At 72.7% G+C, this 18,857-nt stretch carries 20 protein-coding genes and 1 riboswitch; of the genes, 14 read left to right on the top strand and 6 right to left on the bottom strand.

Annotation, left to right across the window (positions count from 1 at the left end; all coding sequences use genetic code 11):
• The first annotated feature begins 282 nt into the window (after positions 1-282).
• Positions 283-816, top strand: coding sequence for a DUF1269 domain-containing protein (locus BJZ21_RS14130; RefSeq protein WP_179664329.1), 534 nt, complete (start codon positions 283-285; stop codon positions 814-816).
• 57 nt (positions 817-873) lie between these two features.
• Here the strand turns inward: BJZ21_RS14130 and galE are convergent, their stop codons facing one another.
• A complete protein-coding gene (gene galE, locus BJZ21_RS14125; protein ID WP_179664328.1) occupies positions 874-1,890 on the bottom strand; it encodes a UDP-glucose 4-epimerase GalE in 1,017 nt (338 codons plus the stop codon).
• Positions 1,891-1,970: 80 nt separating this feature from the next.
• On the opposite strand from galE, the gene BJZ21_RS14120 reads away from it, so the two are divergent.
• From BJZ21_RS14120 to BJZ21_RS14105, 4 genes are all read left to right on the top strand, one after another.
• The gene (locus BJZ21_RS14120) at positions 1,971-3,395 is read left to right on the top strand and encodes a M15 family metallopeptidase (RefSeq protein WP_179664327.1); all 1,425 of its coding nucleotides are present in this window, start codon (positions 1,971-1,973) and stop codon (positions 3,393-3,395) included.
• A gap of 13 nt (positions 3,396-3,408) precedes the next feature.
• Entirely contained in the window at positions 3,409-3,834 is a 426-nt protein-coding gene (locus BJZ21_RS14115) for an HIT family protein (protein ID WP_179664326.1), read from the top strand.
• A 68-nt stretch (positions 3,835-3,902) separates the two neighbouring features.
• A complete protein-coding gene (locus BJZ21_RS14110) occupies positions 3,903-5,066 on the top strand; it encodes a hypothetical protein (RefSeq protein ID WP_179664325.1) in 1,164 nt (387 codons plus the stop codon).
• Positions 5,067-5,137: 71 nt separating this feature from the next.
• Entirely contained in the window at positions 5,138-5,905 is a 768-nt protein-coding gene (locus BJZ21_RS14105) for an SDR family NAD(P)-dependent oxidoreductase (RefSeq protein ID WP_179664324.1), read from the top strand.
• Between the two features lie 294 nt (positions 5,906-6,199).
• Here BJZ21_RS14105 and BJZ21_RS14100 read toward each other — a convergent pair whose 3' ends face one another.
• Positions 6,200-7,258, bottom strand: coding sequence for an IS110 family RNA-guided transposase (locus tag BJZ21_RS14100; RefSeq protein WP_343052146.1), 1,059 nt, complete (start codon positions 7,256-7,258; stop codon positions 6,200-6,202).
• A 327-nt stretch (positions 7,259-7,585) separates the two neighbouring features.
• A riboswitch (cyclic di-AMP (ydaO/yuaA leader) is annotated at positions 7,586-7,728 on the top strand.
• An 18-nt stretch (positions 7,729-7,746) separates the two neighbouring features.
• Here BJZ21_RS14100 and BJZ21_RS20635 point away from each other — a divergent pair.
• Both BJZ21_RS20635 and BJZ21_RS14090 read left to right on the top strand, forming a co-directional pair.
• Positions 7,747-8,325: a C40 family peptidase gene (locus BJZ21_RS20635; RefSeq protein WP_218851504.1), complete on the top strand. Its 579-nt coding sequence runs from the start codon at positions 7,747-7,749 to the stop codon at positions 8,323-8,325.
• A 125-nt stretch (positions 8,326-8,450) separates the two neighbouring features.
• A complete protein-coding gene (locus BJZ21_RS14090; RefSeq protein ID WP_179664322.1) occupies positions 8,451-9,470 on the top strand; it encodes a DUF3048 domain-containing protein in 1,020 nt (339 codons plus the stop codon).
• A gap of 36 nt (positions 9,471-9,506) precedes the next feature.
• Here BJZ21_RS14090 and BJZ21_RS14085 read toward each other — a convergent pair whose 3' ends face one another.
• Positions 9,507-10,187, bottom strand: a complete 681-nt coding sequence (locus tag BJZ21_RS14085; protein ID WP_179664321.1) for a TetR/AcrR family transcriptional regulator — start codon at positions 10,185-10,187, stop codon at positions 9,507-9,509.
• 136 nt (positions 10,188-10,323) lie between these two features.
• Here BJZ21_RS14085 and BJZ21_RS14080 point away from each other — a divergent pair, with 136 nt between their 5' ends.
• The 5 genes from BJZ21_RS14080 to BJZ21_RS14060 all read left to right on the top strand — a co-directional run bounded on the left by BJZ21_RS14080 (position 10,324) and on the right by BJZ21_RS14060 (position 14,313).
• A complete protein-coding gene (locus BJZ21_RS14080; protein ID WP_179664320.1) occupies positions 10,324-10,854 on the top strand; it encodes a hypothetical protein in 531 nt (176 codons plus the stop codon).
• A gap of 78 nt (positions 10,855-10,932) precedes the next feature.
• A complete protein-coding gene (locus BJZ21_RS14075; protein ID WP_179664319.1) occupies positions 10,933-11,490 on the top strand; it encodes a YqgE/AlgH family protein in 558 nt (185 codons plus the stop codon).
• Between the two features lie 57 nt (positions 11,491-11,547).
• Entirely contained in the window at positions 11,548-11,799 is a 252-nt protein-coding gene (locus BJZ21_RS14070) for a DUF3039 domain-containing protein (protein ID WP_343052269.1), read from the top strand.
• Positions 11,796-13,649 (top strand): DEAD/DEAH box helicase, encoded by a 1,854-nt coding sequence (locus BJZ21_RS14065; RefSeq protein WP_425490514.1) that lies wholly within the window; start codon positions 11,796-11,798, stop codon positions 13,647-13,649. The genes BJZ21_RS14070 and BJZ21_RS14065 overlap by 4 nt, the downstream gene beginning before the upstream one ends.
• A gap of 22 nt (positions 13,650-13,671) precedes the next feature.
• The gene (locus BJZ21_RS14060; protein ID WP_179664317.1) at positions 13,672-14,313 is read left to right on the top strand and encodes an IclR family transcriptional regulator; all 642 of its coding nucleotides are present in this window, start codon (positions 13,672-13,674) and stop codon (positions 14,311-14,313) included.
• A gap of 140 nt (positions 14,314-14,453) precedes the next feature.
• Here BJZ21_RS14060 and BJZ21_RS14055 read toward each other — a convergent pair whose 3' ends face one another.
• Positions 14,454-14,951, bottom strand: coding sequence for an Lrp/AsnC family transcriptional regulator (locus BJZ21_RS14055; RefSeq protein WP_246298506.1), 498 nt, complete (start codon positions 14,949-14,951; stop codon positions 14,454-14,456).
• Positions 14,952-15,010: 59 nt separating this feature from the next.
• Here BJZ21_RS14055 and hppD point away from each other — a divergent pair, with 59 nt between their 5' ends.
• A complete protein-coding gene (gene hppD / locus BJZ21_RS14050) occupies positions 15,011-16,255 on the top strand; it encodes a 4-hydroxyphenylpyruvate dioxygenase (protein WP_179664316.1) in 1,245 nt (414 codons plus the stop codon).
• Positions 16,256-16,345: 90 nt separating this feature from the next.
• Here hppD and BJZ21_RS14045 read toward each other — a convergent pair whose 3' ends face one another.
• Both BJZ21_RS14045 and BJZ21_RS14040 read right to left on the bottom strand, forming a co-directional pair.
• Positions 16,346-17,614 (bottom strand): MFS transporter, encoded by a 1,269-nt coding sequence (locus tag BJZ21_RS14045; RefSeq protein ID WP_343052145.1) that lies wholly within the window; start codon positions 17,612-17,614, stop codon positions 16,346-16,348.
• Entirely contained in the window at positions 17,611-18,150 is a 540-nt protein-coding gene (locus tag BJZ21_RS14040) for a MarR family winged helix-turn-helix transcriptional regulator (protein ID WP_179664315.1), read from the bottom strand. Before BJZ21_RS14040 ends, BJZ21_RS14045 begins: the two co-directional genes overlap by 4 nt.
• 75 nt (positions 18,151-18,225) lie before the next feature.
• Between BJZ21_RS14040 and BJZ21_RS14035 the strand changes: the two genes are divergently transcribed.
• Positions 18,226-18,771: a DUF1697 domain-containing protein gene (locus BJZ21_RS14035; RefSeq protein ID WP_179664314.1), complete on the top strand. Its 546-nt coding sequence runs from the start codon at positions 18,226-18,228 to the stop codon at positions 18,769-18,771.
• Positions 18,772-18,857 lie beyond the last annotated feature (86 nt).

The raw sequence follows: 18,857 nt of genomic DNA, 5'->3' as shown, positions 1-18,857 counted from the left end.
GTGGGGCGTGCTGGTGGAAGGCGCCGGCCCCGGTGCGGCGTCGCGGCAGCGGTTGGATCAGGCCCCGGCCGGACCGTCGAGCCGGGAGAACCCCTTCCGGGGTGGACGAACGTTCGTCCACCACCCCGGACCGGCGACCGGGACAACCGACACGCGAGGGGCGCCCGGCGCACCCTGCACGGCCGGGGCGGATCGTCGGGGGTCATCCGCCACGGGCGATGCCGGCCGGAGGCGCCGCGACGACCGTGGGTCGGGACGGCGACAGCCCCAGGAGGACTCCCCATGGCCAAGCAGGAGAAGGACACGCTCTACGTGATCGCGGCGGCGTACGACGACGTCGACTCCGCGGTGCAGGACTACGAGAACGTCAAGGCGCTCTACCGCGAGATCAAGACGTCCAACGACTTCGACGCCTCGGTGATCGCCAAGGGCGAGGACGGCAAGATCCGCATCGTCAAGAAGCACGAGCAGCCCACCCGCCACGGCGCCGCCAAGGGCCTCGGCTGGGGCCTGGCCGTCGGGGTCGCGGCGGCGATCTTCCCGCCGGTCGGCATCGGGATCGCCGGTGCGGGCGCGGGTGGCGCCGCGATCGGCGCGGTGGTCGGGCACGCGACGGGCGGCATGTCCCGCGCGGACCTCAAGGACCTCGGGGAGACTTTGGACGCCGGCCAGGCCGGGCTGATCGTGGTCTACGAGACCAACCTCGCCGACCAGGTGGCCGCGAACATCAAGGCCGCCAACCGGATGGTCTCGAAGATGGCCGACGTCCGCGCCGACGAGCTCGCCGAGGAGATCCGGGCCGCCCAGTCCGCCTGAGCGGACCGACCATCGGCCGACGACCCAACGACCACGGGCCGACCACCGGCTGGGGCGTCAGCCGACGGGGTAGCCCTCGGGGTTGGCCGACTGCCAGCGCCACACGTCGGCGCACATGTCGTCGATGCCGCGCTCGGTGCGCCAGCCGAGCTCCTCCGCGGCCCGGGACGGGTCGGCCCAGTACGCCGGGAGGTCGCCGGCCCGGCGGCCCACGATCTCGTGCGGGATCGGACGCCCGACGGCCCGCTCGAACGCGTGCAGCACCTCGAGCACGCTGGTACCCCGGCCGCTGCCGAGGTTGTAGGCCCGCACCGGGGTGGCCATGGCGTCGAGGTGCTCCAGCGCGGCGACGTGCCCCGCCGCGAGGTCCTGGACGTGGATGTAGTCGCGCTCGCAGGTGCCGTCCGCGGTGGGGTAGTCGTCACCGAAGACCGACAGCTTCTCCCGGCGCCCCACCGCGACCTGGGCGAGGAACGGCACCAGGTTGTTCGGGATGCCCTGCGGGTCCTCGCCCATCCGCCCGGACGGGTGCGCCCCGACCGGGTTGAAGTAGCGCAGCAGCGCGACCCGCAGGTCCCCGGCCCGCGCGACGTCGGTGAGCACGTGCTCGATCATCACCTTGGTGCGGCCGTAGGGGTTGGCGGCGACCAGCGGCTCGTGGTCCTCGCGGTACGGCACCGGCGCGTCGCCGTACACCGTCGCCGAGGAGGAGAAGACCAGCCGGCGCACGCCGTGGCGTCGCATCGCCCGCAGCAACGAGAACGTGGTGTCGAGGTTGTTGGTGTAGTAGTCCAGCGGCTTCTCGACGCTCTCCCCGACCGCCTTGAACCCGGCGAAGTGCACGACCGCGTCGATCCGCTCGGTGGCGAACAGGTGGTCGGTCTTCTCGGTGTCGGTCAGGTCGAGCGCGTGCACCGGCACGTGCACGCCGGACAGCTCCTCCACGCGGTTGACCACGGTGGGCTTGCTCATCGAGAAGTCGTCGACGACCAGCACCTCGTGACCGGCCTCGAGCAGGGGCAGGACGGTGTGGGAGCCGATATAGCCGGCACCCCCGGAGACCAGGACGCGCATGGTCCGGCAGCGTAGGCGACCGGCTCGCCCGGGTCGGGGAAGTGGCGGCCGGCGCGTCCGGGCTCGGGCACAATCGCCCCATGCGACTCGGGTCACGCACCCTCACCAGCCTCCTCGCGGTCCTCACCGTCCTCGCCAGCACGCTCGTCGGCACCGGGCTGGTCGGCACCGGCCTGCCGGCCCGGGCCGAGGAGCCGCCCCCGACCACGCTCACGCTCGCCGGGGAGCCGGCGCACGCCGACCAGGCCGTGCCGCTGCAGGTCGACCTGGTGCAGTCCGGCGACGAGGCCCCGGTGGCCGGCGCGCAGGTCGTGGTCGAGCGGCGCACCGACGGCGCCTGGGCGACGCTCGGCCCGGTCGTCACCGACGAGGCCGGCCACGCCGAGGTCGAGGCGACGCTGGCCCGCCGCAAGGAGGACAACGTGTTCCGGGCGTCGTACGCCGGGGACCCGGGGCACGCGCCGGCCGAGACCGGCCCCGTGCAGGTCGCCCTGCAGCGCCGCGACAGCCGGGTGCGGCTCACCGGACCCGACTCGGTCGTCGACGAGGACCGGGTGAGCCTGCAGGTGCGCTGGACCGCCGGCGACGGCACGCCGGTGAGCGGGCCGGTGGCCGTCTACCGCCGCAAGGCCGGCGGCGCCTGGAAGCACGTGCTCGACGTCGCCACCGACGACCGCGGGCAGGCGACGTTCTCGGCGCGGCCGCGCACCGACACCCAGTGGCGAGCGACCGCGCCCCGGCTGGACTGGGTCCGCGCCGGCCGCAGCCCCGTGCACGCCGTCGACAACCTGCCGCCCGGGCGACCGGTGGCGCTGCCCGGCCGGGCGCCGCGGCCCCGCGTGCACGTGCCCACGCAGCCGCACGCGAAGGGCGCGGGCGCGCACGTCGTGACCACGCGGATCCCCGCCGCGGTGTGGCGCCAGATGGTGGGCCGGACCTGGCACCCCGGCTGTCCGGTCGGCCGCGCCTCGCTGCGCCTGGTCCGGATGAACTACTGGGACTTCCGGGGCTATCGCCGCCGGGGCGAGCTGGTCGCCAACGCCGACGCGGCGGGGCGGATCGCGGGCGCGCTGGCCGAGATGTACGACGACCGGCTGCCGATCCGCTCGATGTATCGCGAGGACCGCTTCGGCTGGTCGCAGCGGGTCCACGGGGCCGACGACTTCCGGTCGATGGCCGCGGGCAACACCTCCGTGTTCAACTGCCGCGAGGTCGTCAACCGGCCCGGGGTCCGCTCCCCGCACGCCTGGGGGCGCGCCCTGGACCTCAACACCTGGGAGAACCCCTACCGCTCGGCCCGCGGCATCGTGCCCGACACCTGGTGGCAGTCGCACTCGCACCCGCGGGTCGCCTGGCGCTCCAGTCGCCACCAGGTGGTGCAGATCATGGCCCGGCACGGCCTGCGCTGGACCTACGGCCTCGGCGACACCCAGCACTTCGACGCGCCGGCCGGCAACGGCCGCTACGCCGCCCGGCCGGCCGGCTGCCGTGGGGTCTGCGAGTGACGGGCGGGCGGCGATGAGCACCGGCGACTGCGTCTTCTGCGCGATCGCGGCCGGTGAGGTGGCCGCCGAGAAGGTGCTCGAGACCCCGGACCTGGTCGGCTTCCTCGACCAGCGACCGGTCTTCAAGGGGCACGTGCTGCTCGTGCCCCGCGAGCACGTCGTCACCCTGCCGGAGCTCCCGGCCCGGCTGCGCGACCCGTTCCTCGCCGCCGGGCAGCGGCTCGCGACGGCGATGGTCGAGGGGCTCGGCGCCCAGGGCTCGTTCGTGGCGATGAACAACACCGTCAGCCAGTCCGTGCCGCACCTGCACCTGCATGTCGTGCCGCGCACGAAGGGCGACGGGCTGCGCGGCTTCTTCTGGCCCCGGCACAAGTACGCCGACGACGAGGAGCGCGCGGCGTACGCCGGTCGGATCCGGGCGGCGCTGGAGAAGTCCTGACCGGGTTCGCAACCCCGGGACGCCGCCGGGCGTCTCCCCAGAGAACCCCTCGACCTCCCGGAGGACCCGTGCCCCTGCGACTCGCCGCGCGCACCCTGCTCGCCGCCACGACCGTCATCGCCCTCGCCGCCGGCGGATGGGCCGCCGCCGCGACCCCGGGGGGCAGCCCCGCGACCGCCCGGGGCGCCGCCACCGCGCGCGCGGTGCCCACGCCGGGCTCCGGGTGGTTCCTCACCGTGGTCGAGCACGGCCGGCGCAACCGGTACGGCGAGCTCGAGGCGCGACGTCAGCGCCTGGAGCTGGTCAGCCCGGCGGGGGAGCGCACCGGCGTCTACGCGCGGGACCTCGGGCCGCACGGGAGGGGCGCGTTCCTGATCGCCGACTGGTCCGCCGACGGCCGCACCGCGCTGCTGGTGACCAACCCCGGCCTGAAGTCCCAGCACGCCCTGGTCGTCGACGTCGGCACCCGCGTCGTGCGCAACGTGTCGCTCGGCGACTCGGTCGCCTCGGCACTGCTCGACGGCGACGGCGGCCTGCTGCTCACCGGCTACAGCAAGGGCGGGGACCGCGGCGCGCCGCTGTGGCGGCTGCCGCAGGACGGGCAGCGGACCAGGCTGGCGGCCCGGGTGGACGGGCCGGTGCTGCCCTCGCCGGACCACCTGTCCCTGGTCACGGGTACGACGAGCTGGCGGGGCCACGGCCTGCGCGTGCTCGACCGCAACGGCGAGCTGCAGAAGCGGATCGCGACCGGCGCCCACTGCACGCCGGTGCGCTGGTGGGACACCTCGACGGTGGAGGTGCAGTGTGCGCACCGCTCGACCCTCACCCTCTCGCTGGTCGACCTGACCACCGGGTCGGTCACCGCGTTGACCCGTCCGCACGGACGCGACAGCGCCGACCTCGGCGACCTCGACGCCCGCCGGGTGGCCAGTGGCCTCTATCTGCAGGCGTCCGGCCCCTGCGGCTACCTCTTCCTCGCCCGCCAGCGAGACGACGGCTCGGTGGCCGAGGTGCGGGTGCCGCACGCGGTCGGCAACGTGCTGCTCATCGGTGCCGAGGACGACCGGCTGGTCATCGAGCACGCGGCCAGCTGCGACGGCGCGACGCCGCGCGCGGTGCTGGCCCGCTTCGACCCGGCCAGCCACGAGGAGCAGCCGATCGTGAGGCTGGGGCGGCACGCCGACTTCGGCCGGGTGCTCGCCTACGGCGAGCGGCCCGCCTCGTCGTACTGATCACGACCCCCTAGGGTGTGCGGGCAGGCTCGGCCACCGAGAGCCGGCCGCTCACCGGACGAGGAGCACCCATGGGTCGTTACGACGGACGTGTCGCACTGGTCACCGGAGCCGCCCGCGGCATCGGGTTCGGGACCGCCAGCCGGTTCGCCGAGGAGGGTGCCTCGGTCGCCGTCATCGACCTCGACGAGTCCGCCGCGGCCGAGGCCGCCGGGCGGCTGCCGCTGGTCGAGGGTGCGAAGGCCGTCGGCGTCGGCTGTGACGTCAGCGACGCCGGCTCCGCGGACGCCGCCGTGGCGCGCGTGGTCGAGGAGCTCGGCGGCCTGCACGTGCTGGTCAACAACGCCGGCATCACCCGCGACAACCTGCTGTTCAAGATGACCGAGGAGGACTGGGACCTGGTCATGAACGTGCACCTGCGGGGCGCCTTCCTGATGACCCGGGCGGCGCAGAAGGTCTTCGTGGCGCAGAAGTACGGCAAGATCCTCAACCTCTCCAGCGTCTCCGCGCTCGGCAACCGCGGTCAGGCCAACTACTCGGCCGCCAAGATGGGGATCCAGGGCTTCACCCGCACCCTGGGCCTCGAGCTCGGCCCGTTCGGCATCAACGCCAACGCGATCGCCCCCGGCTTCATCGCCACCGAGATGACCGACGCCACCGCCGCCCGGCTGAAGATGGACGTCGAGGAGTTCCGCCGCCTCAACGCCGAGGCGAACCCGGTCAAGCGGGTCGGCGCACCTGAGGACATCGCCGCCGCCGCGGCGTTCCTGTGCAGCGACGAGGCCTCCTACATCACCGGCCAGACGCTCTACGTGGACGGCGGCGCCAAGCTCGGCTGATATGTAGGCCCTGGCTGTCAAGGGCATGGTGAGGCGCCGTTCGGCACTGGTTGTGTCGGCGGCGCCTCGTCTTGGTCCGGTCAGGTCACCTGTCGCAGCGTGTTCGTGTACGACGCGCGGTCAATGCTGATATGCGCGGGTTGGTTACCGCAGGACGATGTTCGGCAGGAGCGTTCCGCGGGTCTGAGGTCGAGCGTCACGAGCGTGGCTCGTGGCTCACAGCCGAATCGCGGGTGGTCTCCTCGCGCTGCTTCGTCAGGTTCGTCGACCGGCCAAGGTCATGGGGGGTCGGGCCTAGTCCAAGGTGGCCAAAGACCAACACCAGCCAGCGAGCTCGCGAGCGATGGCGGTGTTGGCGACGGTGTGCTTCTTGTGGCGGCGGGCGTAGCCGGTCCACCGGTCGTGGAGGCGTTGGTTGCCGGTGTGGGCGCGGATCCGGGCGGCTTCGGGGGCCTGCTCCCAGCGCGAGCGTAGGACGGCGCCGACGACATAGCGGGGCTTGTGGTGCCAGGCTGCTTCGATCAGGAGTCGCCGGGCGTGGCTGTTGCCGGTCTTGGTGATCGCACCAAGTCGGCGTGAGCCGCCCGAGGACTGCTCGGAGGGCACGAGCCCGAGATAGGTGCCGATGCTCGAGCCGGTGAACCGGTGCCAGTCGCCGAGCTCGACAGCGAGCGCGAACCCGGTCAGGGTCGAGATCCCGCGCAGGCAGCACAGACGTCTGGTCACCGCGGCGAACTCACTGTCAGCGGCCATCGCGGCGATCGCCTTGTCGAGCCGGTCGCGGCGAGTCAGGGCGAACTCGACGGCTTCGAGCTCGGCTTCGTAGGCGGCCTGAGTGCCGGCCAGGTCGAACCGGATCCGGTGCAGCCAGGCGTGGTGTTTGCCGGTCCAGGCCGCGCCGCCGTAGTAGACGTGACCGTGTCGCAGGAGCAGCTTCGAGACCCGGTGCCGGGCCCGCATCAGGTCGCCACGGACATCCTCGCGGGCCCGGACCAGATCGCGGGCGGCCTCCTCGGTCACGGTCGGGATCCGGATCGGGGTCAGGTCATCGTTGCGCAGCAACCGCGCCAGCAGCACCGCGTCGCGGGCATCGGTCTTGACCCGCTCACCGGCGGGTCGGTTCAGCTTCGAGGGCGCCGCGACCTGGCAGCGGATCCCAACTGCGTCTAGGGCACGGACCAATCCGAAACCAGTTGGACCGGCCTCGTAGGCCACCGCCACCGGACCCGGCAGTCCCCGCAGCCAGTCAATGACGACCTCGTTGGACGGGACCAGCCGCTCCTTGAAGAACTCTCCGGTCGTGGTGTCGATCGCCGCAGCAGAGATTGATCGGGCGTGCACATCCAGTCCCACACTCGTACGCTCAGTGAACACCGGGGCCTCCTATGCCTGTGGATAGGTCGAGCAGGCCGCTCCTGCCCGACAACCCACGTACATGCATGTGAGAGGCCCCGGCCTGCAACCCCCTCACCCCGAGGCGGTCACGTCATAGCGTCTGACCACCCGGTCGGCCCCCGTCCGACCCCCATGTGGGGGACGGAAGTCCCCCTGATCGGGACTTTCGTCCCCCAGACGGGGGAGCGGCGCTTTTCCCGCGGCTCCGCTTCTGCCTAGTTTGCCTCGTCGCCATTCGCGACCGAGGCCGGGTACGCCGAGTCCTGCCCGCCCGGCCCTCGACCCCCTGATCGCACCAGGGCAGGAGTGGGGGACCCACAGTTCGATGCCGCACCCAGGTGCGGCTCGGGGTGAAGCCGGCGCCGACTTTCTCGGGCAGGCCCGGCGGAGGACCTTTCCACCTCCAACCCGACAGCTCACCTCACAGGCGTGGGAAAGGCCCGACCATGTCCGTACGCCTGCGCGCCCTCCTCGCGCTGCCCGCCATCCTCGCCAGCGTGCTCACCGCCGCGGTCACCACCGACGCAGCCACCGCCCCCGCGGCCAACGCAGCGAGCCACCACCACGGCCACCACCACCGCCACCATGGCCACCACCACGCGCATCACGCGCATCACCACAGCCAGCACGCGTCGCACCACGCCGCCGGCCAGCCCACCAAGATCCTGCACGCCCGCAACATCGCGCTGCAGCACGTGGGTGCGCCGTACAAGTGGGGCGCCGCCGGCCCGCACGCCTTCGACTGCTCCGGGCTGGTCTACTACAGCTACCGCCACGCCGGCCTCTCCGTGCCGCGGACCGCGGCCGAGCAGTCCGGCGTCGCGCGGCACATCCCGCGCAGCCAGATGAAGAGCGGGGACTTCTTGTTCTTCAGCAACGGAAGTGGCGTCTACCACGTCGCGATCTTCCTGCACTGGGCGAACGGGCACGCCGTGATGCTGCAAGCGCCGCGCCCCGGCGAGCGCGTGCAGCGGGCCGTCCCCTGGACCAACAGCTGGTTCGCGGGCACCCTGCGGGGCCGCTGAGCCGGGAGCGGCTGCTACCTTCCAGCCGGTCTGCCGTCCGCCGCGGGCGCGCCTCCTCCGGGGGGCGCGCCCGCGCGGCAGACTGGAAGTCGACTGGATCACTCACACGAAACGGAGCTCGCCCCGTGCGCCGTGCCCCCCTGCCCCTCGCCGTCCTGGTCAGCGCGAGCCTGCTGCTCGCCGGCTGTGGAGGCGGTGACGACGGGAGCCCGTCCTCCGAGAGCTCCTCGCCCGCCGCGCAGAAGGTCGCCGGCGGCGCCACGCTGGACGCCACCTGGCCGCTGACCGGGTTGCCGGTCTCCGGCGACCAGAGCGCCTCGCAGGACCACCCGGTGCTGGTGGCGAAGATGGACAACACCGCGTCCAGCGCCCCGCAGATCGGCCTCGGCAAGGCCGACATGGTCGTCGAGGAGCTCGTCGAGGGCGGCCTGACCCGGCTGGCGGCGTTCTACTACTCGCAGATCCCCGGCACCGTGGGGCCGGTCCGTTCGATGCGCGCCAGCGACGTCGGCATCGTCTCTCCGGTGGACGCCGACGTCGTCACCAGTGGCGCCGCGCCGCGGACGATCGCGCTGATCAAGAACGCGGGCATCCGCTTCTTCGGCGAGGGCACCAAGGGGTTCGCGCGTGACAACAGCCGGCCAGCGCCGTACAACCTCTTCGCGAACCTGAGCGAGGTCGCCTCCACGATCAAGCAGGGCGACAAGCGGCCCGCCGACTACCTGCCCTGGGGCGACGAGAAGGACCTGCCCAAGGGCGTCGCCGCCAAGACCATGGCCGCGCAGTTCTCCGGCGGGCACACCACCGACTGGGTCTACCGCGGAGGCGGCTACATCAACGAGAACACCTACGCCGCGGACGGCGACGAGTTCCCGGCCGACACCGTGCTGGTGCTGCGGGTCCAGGAGGGCGACGCGGGCTACCTCGACCCGGCCGGCAACCACGTCCCCGAGACCAAGCTCGTCGGCAAGGGCGCCGCGATGCTCTTCCACGGCGGCCGGATGGTTCGCGGCACCTGGTCGAAGGACAAGCTGGACAGCCCGCTGCAGCTCTCGACCAAGGGCGGCAAGCTCACCGTCCCGGCCGGGCACACCTGGATCGAGCTGGTCCCCGCGCAGGGCGGGAACGTCACCTTCAAGAAGTGACCCCGTTGCCGTGACCCCGTCGTAGGGACCCCGTGGTCAGGGGCTGGTGGGCAGCGCGGCGCCGTGGTCCACCAGCTCGCGGAACCCGGCGAGGATCACCCCGATCGCGGTCTCGACCCGCGCGGCCGCGGCCACGGGGTCGTCGGCGCTGGAGACCGACTCGCCCGCCGAGGACATCGCCCCGAAGAAGATCCGGGCGAAGGTCTGCACCATCGCGTCGTCGAGGTCCCAGGTGCTCGCGCTCAGGACTCCCTCGACGATGTCGAGGACGTTGGCGAAGGTCGAGCGCTCCTCCTGCTCGCGGTAGCGCTCGTAGCCGAGCACCGAGGGCCCCTCCTGGATCACGATCCGGCGGTAGCGCGGCTCCTGCACGACGCCGAGGAAGGCCCGCAGCCCGGCGCGCGCCTTCTCCCACGGGTCCCGGTGGCCGCGCAGCGACTCCTGGATGGTGCGGGACGCGTCGGCCTCGGTGCGCTCGAAGACGGCCTCGAACAGCGCCTGCTTGCCGCTGAAGTGGTGGTAGAGCGCGCCCTTGGTCACCCGGGCGCCCGCGACGACCGCGTCCAGCGAGGTCGCGGCGTAGCCGTTGGTGGTGAACAGCTCCTCGGCCACGTCGACCAGCGCGCGCTTGGTGGAGGCGGAGTACTCCTGCCGCCGGCTCGCCCCGGGCACGTGCGGGACCTTGGGCACCAGCCGGGAGACCGAGGACTTCGTCATCCGCGCAGTCTAGATACCGCCCGGGCGCCGGGGTGAGTGACGTCACCGCCGACCAGGTTGAATACCGGGAGTATGTCTCCGTACCGTGGGTATGTACATACCGTCGGTATGCACGAGCTCGAAGCAAGGAGCCCCCATGACCTGGAAGTCCTTCCACCGGCGCGGAGAGATCCTCCGCGCCGTCCTCGCCACCGTCGACCAGCGCCGGGACGGACTGCTCCCGATGGACCTCGACGGAGTGGCCGAGACCTTCGGGGACGAGACGGCGCTGCTCGCGGCGCTGCAGCTGCGCTGGCACGCCCGCCTGGCGGGTCGCATCGAGCGCGAGCTGATGGAGCAGCCGATGGACCTCGAGCGCGGCGTGGTCGCCGCGTGGCGGACGACCGCCCGCGAGCTGCCCGGGCTGCGGGCGGTGATCGACCACTACCGCGCCGAGCCCGTCGACGCCGCCATGGCCGAGATGCTGGCCAGGTCCGCGCGCAAGGAGCGGGTCCTGCTCGCCTCGATGGCCGGCCGCGCCAGCAGCGCGGACGCGGCCGCGGTCCGGGTGGGGGAGCGGATCGAGGAGGCGGCCCGGGCGTCGTACCCGCGGGGACCGGTGACCGGCCACCGCGCCGACCCGGCCCCGGGCCTGCTCAGCCGGCTCCGGGCCGCGCTCGCGGCCTGAGCCCCGCCCGTCTGCGCACCTCGGCGAGCCCTCCACCGGGGTGATGCCAACACGGGCCGGGCGCGCGATGATGGAACCGTGATCGAGGTGGAGGCGGGCGTGCTGCTCGTGGCGACGCCTGCCCTGCTCGACCCCAACTTCGCCCACACCGTGATCCTGCTGCTCGACGCCGACGAGGACGGGGCGCTCGGCGTGGTGCTCAACCGGCCCTCTCCAGTGCTGGTCTCCGACGTCCTCGAGGGCTGGGGCGAGGTGGTCGCCGAGCCGGAGGTGCTCTTCCACGGCGGCCCGGTCAGCACCGAGGGTGCGCTCGCCGTCGGCGTGCTCAGCGCCCCCGATGACGTGCCGGTCGGCTTCCGCGAGGTCGCCGGGCATCTCGGCCTGGTCGACCTCGACACGCCCGTGGAGCTGATCGACGGCAGCCTGGCGGGCGTGCGGATCTTCGCGGGGTACGCCGGGTGGGGGGCCAGCCAGCTCGCCTCCGAGATCGAGGAGGGCAGCTGGTACGTCGTGCCGTCGGTGCCCGGCGACGTGTTCCGCACCGACGCCGGCGACCTGTGGCGCGCGGTGCTGCGGCGTCAGCCCGGGGAGCTGGCGTGGCACTCCACCCGCCCGGTCGACCCGGACCTGAACTGACCTGCGCGATCCGCTGGATCGTCGCCTCGTCACCTAGACTCGACCCTCGTGACCACCATCGGATTCTCGACCGACACGGACATCCGTGAGGACCGGCGGACCGTCCCGACCGACGAGGGCGACCACGAGCGCTTCTCGCACTACGTCGACAAGGACAAGCTGACCGAGGCCATGGTGATGGGCACCCCCGTCGTCGCCCTGTGCGGCAAGGTGTGGGTCCCGAGCCGGGCTCCGGAGAAGTTCCCGGTCTGCCCGGAGTGCAAAGAGGTCTGGGAGTCGATGCGCGACTCGGGCGGGGGCGACGAGTGACGGGACGGCCCGCCCAGGACCCCGCCCGCCACGACCCGACCGACTCCCGGCTCGACCTCGACATCGACCCGGCCCTCCCGCCCGCCTATCCCGACCGGGCGGCGTGGGGGACGGCGCCGTCGCTGCGCGCCTGGCAGACCGCGGCGATGCACAAGTACTTCGCCGACCTGCCGCGGGACTTCCTCGCGGTGGCGACGCCCGGCGCGGGCAAGACGACCTTCGCGCTCACGGTCGCCGCCGAGCTGCTCGGCCGGCGGCTGATCGACCGGGTGACCATCGTCGCGCCCACCGAGCACCTGAAGGTGCAGTGGGCCGACGCCGCGGCGCGGGCCGGGATCCCGGTCGACCCGACGTACTCCGCCGGCAAGGGCCGGACCTCGCAGGACTACGTCGGGATCGCGGTCACCTACGCCGGCGTCGCGGTCAACCCGCTGGCGATGCGGATCCGCACCGAGCGATTCAAGACCCTGGTGATCCTCGACGAGGTGCACCACGCCGGTGACGCGCTGTCGTGGGGCGACGGGGTCCGCGAGGCGTTCGAGCCGGCCGCCCGCCGCCTGGCCCTGACCGGCACGCCGTTCCGCTCCGACATCAACCCGATCCCGTTCGTCACCTACGCTCCCGGCGAGGACGGCATCCCGCGGTCGGTGGCCGACTACGCCTACGGCTACGCGCACGCGCTGGCCGACCACGTCGTGCGGCCGGTGCTGTTCATGGCGTACTCCGGCGAGATGCAGTGGCGCACCCGGGCCGGCGACGAGATCGCGGCCCGGCTGGGGGAGCCGCTGACCAAGGACATGACCGCGCAGGCGCTGCGCACCGCGCTGGACCCCAAGGGCTCGTGGATGCCCTCGGTGCTCGCCGCCGCCGACAAACGGCTCTCGGAGGTACGTCGGCACGTGCCGGACGCCGGCGGCCTGGTGATCGCCTCGGACCAGGAGTCCGCACGGGCCTACGCCAAGCTGCTGCGCGAAATCGCCGGCGAGGCGCCCACGGTGGTGCTCTCGGACGAGAAGGCCTCGTCGAAGAAGATCGCGGCGTTCGGCGAGAACACCGACCGGTGGATGGTCGCGGTCCGGATGGTCTCCGAGGGGGTCGACGTGCCGCGGCTGGCCGTCGGCGTCTACGCCACGACGTACTCCACCCCGTTGTTCTTCGCCCAGGCCGTCGGCCGCTTCGTGCGGGCCCGCAAACGCGGCGAGACCGCGTCGGTGTTCCTGCCGTCGGTGCCGAACCTGCTCGGGCACGCCTCGGAGATGGAGGTGCAGCGCGACCACGTGCTGGGCCGCAAGGTCACCGACGAGGGCGACATCTTCGCGGCCGAGGACGCCCTGATGGCGCAGGCCAACGCCTCCGAGCAGGCCTCCGCGGAGCTCGAGCTCAGCTTCGAGGCGCTCGGGTCGCAGGCCACCTTCGACCGGGTGCTCTACGACGGCGGCGAGTTCGGCCACTCCGGCGAGGTGCACGTGGGGTCGGAGGAGGAGATGGACTTCCTCGGCATCCCCGGCCTGCTGGAGCCCGACCAGGTGCGCGAGCTGCTGCACTCGCGGCAGAGCGAGCGCGCCCGCAAGCAGAAGCGGGACGCCGCCGACCGAGCCGGCCGGGACGACGCGGGGGACCGGGGTGACTCGGTGGCCCAGGTGTCGACCCACGAGCAGCTCGCGGTGCTGCGCCGGGAGCTCAACGGCCTGGTCGCCGCCTGGCACCACCGGACCGGCCAGGCGCACGGCATCACCCACGCCGCGTTGCGCAAGGAGTGCGGCGGGCCCGCGGCGGCGGTGGCGACCGCGGAGCAGCTGCACGCCCGCATCGACCGGATCCGCGAGTGGGCGATGCGGAAGTCCTCCTGACCGGCGGCCCTACACTCTGGCCATGCCGGCCGAGACCTCCCAGACCCTCGACCGCGGGTTGCGCGTCCTCGACGTGCTCGCCTCTGCGCCGGGGGGTCTGACGGTCACCGAGCTCTCGGTCCGGCTGCAGGTGAACCGGACCGTGGTCTACCGGCTGGTGAGCACCCTCGAGCAGCACGCCCTGGTGCGCAAGGACGCCCGGGGGCGGCTGCACGTCGGGCTCGGCGTGCTGCACCTGGCCTCGGCGGTGCAGCCGGTGCTGCGCGACCTCGCCGTACCCGTGCTGCGCCGGCTCGCCGAGCAGGTCGGCTGCACCGCGCACCTGACCGTCGCGGACGGGGAGGAGGCCCTCGCGCTGGCGGTGGTCGAGCCGTCCTGGACCGACTTCCACGTGAGCTACCGGATCGGCTCGCGCCACCCGCTCCGGCAGGGGGCCGCCGGCAAGGCGATCCTGCTCGGCCGCGCCCCGCGCGACCCGGCGCACCCCTACGAGATCACCGAGGGCGAGCTCCAGCCCGGCGCGCGCGGCCTCGCCGCGCCGGTCCGCGGCGTCGAGGGGCTCGACGCCAGCGTCGGCATCGTCACCCTGGGTCCGCTGGACGTGGAGGCGATCGGCCCGGTCGTCGCCGCCGCGGCCGCCGAGGTCGCCGCCGCCGTCCGGTGACCCGGGCCTGCTGCGGCGTGGGGCCCGACTCAACGCGGCGGGGGGCCCGACTGAACGCGGCGCGGGGCCCAACTCAACGCGGCGGGGGGGCCCAACTCAACGCGGCGGGGGGCCCAACTCAACGCGGCGGGGGGCCTAACTCAACGGTCGGCGGCCTCGTGGGCGAGCGGGAGGACGCGGTAGGGGACCTGGGTGGCGAGGGCGATCACGGTGGAGCTGCGCACGATCGCGGGGTCGGCGAGCACCCGGTCGATGACACGCTGCAGGTCGGTGTTGGAGCGGGCCACCACCCGGGCCCACATGTCGCCGGCGCCGGTGATCGTGTGCGCCTCGAGCACCTCGGGGATCGCGGCGAGGTGCCGGCTGACCGCGTCGTGGCCGCCGTGCTCGCTGGCGTCCTGGCGGATCTCCAGGGTCAGGAACGCGGTGACCGGGTAGCCGAGCGCCTCCGGGGCGAGGTCGGGACCCCAGCCGGTGATGACGCCGTGGTCGACGAGCTTGTCCAGCCGCGCCTGCACGGTGCCGCGGGCGACGGCGAGCCGTCGGGACGCCTCGAGCACACCGATCCGCGGCTCGTGCGCGAACAGATCGATCAATCTGCGGTCGAGCTCGTCCATCATCGCTCCCGGAATGGTCAAGTTGTACAGGAGAACGTCGTACTGTTGCACAGTATGTCGCAGCCCGACAGTCTGGCCCCATGACTTCCACGGTTTCGACAGGCTCAACCACCGACCAGGCCTCCACCGGCGGGGCGCTCACCGTCGACGAGCTCCGCGCCGACCTGACCCTCGACCAGCTGCAGCAGCTGGTCGGCCTCGTGGAGTACGACGAGGACGGCGACGTCTTCCCGGTCACCGGCTGGGACGCGATCGTGTTCGTGGTCGGCAACGCCACCCAGGCCGCGCACTACTACCAGTCGGCGTGGGGCATGGAGCTCGAGGCCTACTCGGGCCCCGAGAACGGCAACCGCGACCACAAGTCCTACGTGCTGCGCTCCGGCTCGATCCGCTTCGTCCTCAACGGCGCCGTCGACCCCGACAGCGCGCTGGTCGAGCACCACCGCAGGCACGGCGACGGCGTCATCGACATCTCCCTCGAGGTGCCCGACGTCGACCGGTGCGTCGCGCAGGCCCGCAAGGCCGGCGCGCGGGTCGTGCGCGAGCCCGAGGACGTGACCGACGAGCACGGCACGGTGCGGATCGCGGCGATCGCGGCGTACGGCGAGACCGTGCACACGCTGGTCGACCGCAGCCGCTACGAGGGCCCGTACCTGCCCGGCTACGACGCGGCCGCGAGCACCTTCAAGAAGCCCGCCGGCCAGCCCAAGCGGCTCTTCCAGGCCCTCGACCACGTGGTCGGCAACGTCGAGCTGGGCCACATGGACGAGTGGGTCGAGTTCTACAACCGGGTGATGGGCTTCGTGAACATGGCGGAGTTCATCGGTGAGGACATCGCCACCGACTACTCGGCGCTGATGTCGAAGGTGGTCGCGAACGGCAACCACCGGGTGAAGTTCCCCCTGAACGAGCCGGCCCCCGGCAAGCGCAAGTCGCAGATCGACGAGTACATCGAGTTCTACCGCGGCGCCGGCGCCCAGCACCTCGCGCTGGCCACCGGCGACATCATCGCCACCGTCGACGCGCTGCGCGACAACGGCGTGGAGTTCCTCGACACCCCGGACTCCTACTACGAGGACCCCGAGCTGCGTGCCCGGATCGGTGAGGTGCGGGTGCCGATCGAGCAGCTCCAGCAGCGCGGGATCCTGGTGGACCGCGACGAGGACGGCTACCTGCTGCAGATCTTCACCAAGCCGATCGGTGACCGCCCGACGGTGTTCTTCGAGCTGATCGAGCGGCACGGCTCGCTGGGCTTCGGCAAGGGCAACTTCAAGGCGCTCTTCGAGGCGATCGAGCGCGAGCAGGAGAAGCGCGGCAACCTCTGAGGTCGGCCGGAAAACATGTAACGCCCGGTTAGGGGCTCAGGTGCGCCGTTCCACCGGCGCCCTGGACCACCTAACCGGGCGTTACATGTCTCAGCCGATGTCGCCGACCAGCTCGGCCTCCGCCTCGTCCCGGCTGTGCGGGGCCGGCGCGCCGCCGTGCAGCGCGGTGCGGATGGTGCGGGAGCCGGCGGCTACGACGACCACCCCGACGGCCACCGCGATCGCGCCGAACCAGAACGGGGCGTGCACGTCGATGCGCTCGCCGAGCTTCAGCGCGACGAACGGGCCGATGGCGCCGCCGGTGAACCGCACGAACGAGTACGCCGCGGACGCGACCGGGCGCTCGACCGGGGCGGCGCCCATGACCGCCTCGGTGACCAGGGTGTTGTTGATGCCGATGAAGGCGCCGGCGACGATGATGCCCACCGTCACCACGGGCTCGTGCTCGGCGAAGACCGCCATCACCCCGAGGTCCACGGCGAACAGCGCGAGCACCGTCGTCAGCGTCGGCAGCGTGCCGAACCAGCGCTGCAGCACCGGGGCGACCCACACCGAGGTGACCGCGAGCAGCACGCCCCAGCCGAAGAACGTCCACCCGATCTGCATGATGCCGAAGGTCGGCAGCGCGAACGGCCCGGCGGCCAGCAGTGTGAAGAAGCCGAGGTTGTAGAAGACCGCGACGAGGGCGAGCAGCAGCAGCGCGGGGTAGCGCAGCGCGCGGAACGGGTCGGCGAGCGACGTACGACGGCCGGTCGGCGGGGTGGCCGGCAGGAAGAACGTGGTGGCGATCAGCGCGATGGTCATCAGCACCGAGACGCCGAAGAACGGCCCGCGCCAGGACTGCTCGCCGAGCAGGCCGCCGATCAGCGGCCCGGAGGCGATGCCCAGGCCGAGCGCCGCCTCGAAGAGGATGATCGCCTGGCCCACCGAGCCCTTCGAGGCGCTGACGATCGTGGACAGGGCGGTGGCGACGAACAGCGCGTTGCCGAGGCCCCAGCCCGCGCGGAAGCCGATGACCGCGCCCACGCTGCCGGAGGAGCCCGCGAGGCCGGCGAAGACGATGATCAGCACCAGCCCGGTGAGCAGGGTGCGCTTGGGCCCGATCCGACTGGACACCACGCCGGTGACGAGCATCGCGATGCCCATGATCGCCATGTAGCTGGTGAACAGCAGCGAGACCTGGCTCGGCGTCGCCTGGAGCTTGGCCGCGATCTCCTTGAGGATCGGGTCGACCAGGCCGATGCCCATGAACGCGATCACGCAGGCGAAGGCCACGGCCCACACCGCGCGCGGCTGGTTGAGGAACGAACCGGCGGACGCGGAGCCGTCCGATCCGTGGGTGGTGCTGGGGGAGGTCACGGGGTTCCCTTCTCGGTGCTGGACCCGGGGAGAGGCCCGGGGCTGGACTCGTGGCTGGACTCTGGGCTCGACGCGGGGCTGGCCCCGGTGCTGGACCCGGGGTTGGGCTCGGGGCCGGCGTCGAGGACGTCGCGGAGCACGGCGACCGCCGTGGCCAGGTCCTCGAGGCTGTGCGGGTGCGGGGCCGCCGCGAGCCGGGCCGCCACGAACTCGCCGTTCATCCGGCGGATGCGGTGCAGCTCGGCGCGCCCGGCGTCGGTGAGGGTCACGACACTGCTGCGGGCGTCGGCCGGGTTGGGCTGCTTGTCGACCCAGCCGCGCTCGACGAGTCCGGCGATCGCGCCGGACATGGTCGGCTGGGAGCTGCGGTCGGCGGCGGCCAGCTGGGTGACGCCGAGCGCGCCGTACTGGTCGAGGAGCGAGAGCACCCGCATGCCGGCGGGCTGCTCGAGGGCCCGGCGTACGGCGCGGACCAGTCGCACGGCGTGCACGACCAGGTCGCTGCTCAGCTCGCGGAGCTCCTCCGGGGTGGCCATGCCCCCACTTTACATCGGAAACCTATGCAAATGGAACGTGAGGCCGGCCACGCGCGACTGCGGCATGATGCGCGGATGGCGACCTACATCGCGTTCCTGCGGGCGATCAACCTGGGGGCGACGCGCAAGTTCCCGAAGGACGCGATCCGGGCGGCCACCGAGGCCGCCGGCGGGCAGCGGGTCGAGACCTACATCAACACCGGCAACGTCCGCCTGGACTCCCGGCTGCGCTCCCGCGAACGCGTCGAGGAGGTCCTCGAGGAGGCCTACCTGGCCGACCGCGGCTTCCCGGTGCCGACGATCGCGTTCACGCCGGAGGAGCTGGGCGCGATCGCCGAGGATGCGAAGCGGTTCGCCGACGAGCACCGGGACGGCGGCGGGGGCGGGCACTACGTCTCCCTGCTCAAGCAGGAGCCCTCCGCAGAGGCGATCGCGGCGCTCGAGGAGCGGAGCTCGGCCGGGCAGGTGGCCCGGGTCGGCGGGCGCGCCGTGCACCTGCTGATCTCCACGGACTACCACCGGGCGACGCTCACCAACACCCAGGTCGAGCAGCACCTCGGGGTGTCGACCAACCGGAACCTCACGGTGGTCCGCACGCTGGCGGAGCGCTGGGGCGGCTGACGTTGTTGCCCCACGGGGAGCCCGAACGGGTGATCTTCTGAGGAGATCGGCGTGGTCCGCGAGACGTGGGCCAGATCACGGGGTAC

The sequence above is a fragment of the Nocardioides panaciterrulae genome, assembly GCF_013409645.1.
GTDB classification, from domain to species: domain Bacteria; phylum Actinomycetota; class Actinomycetes; order Propionibacteriales; family Nocardioidaceae; genus Nocardioides; species Nocardioides panaciterrulae.
Note: the sequence above shows the minus strand (reverse complement) of the source record. Positions and strands in the feature narration are given on the sequence as shown.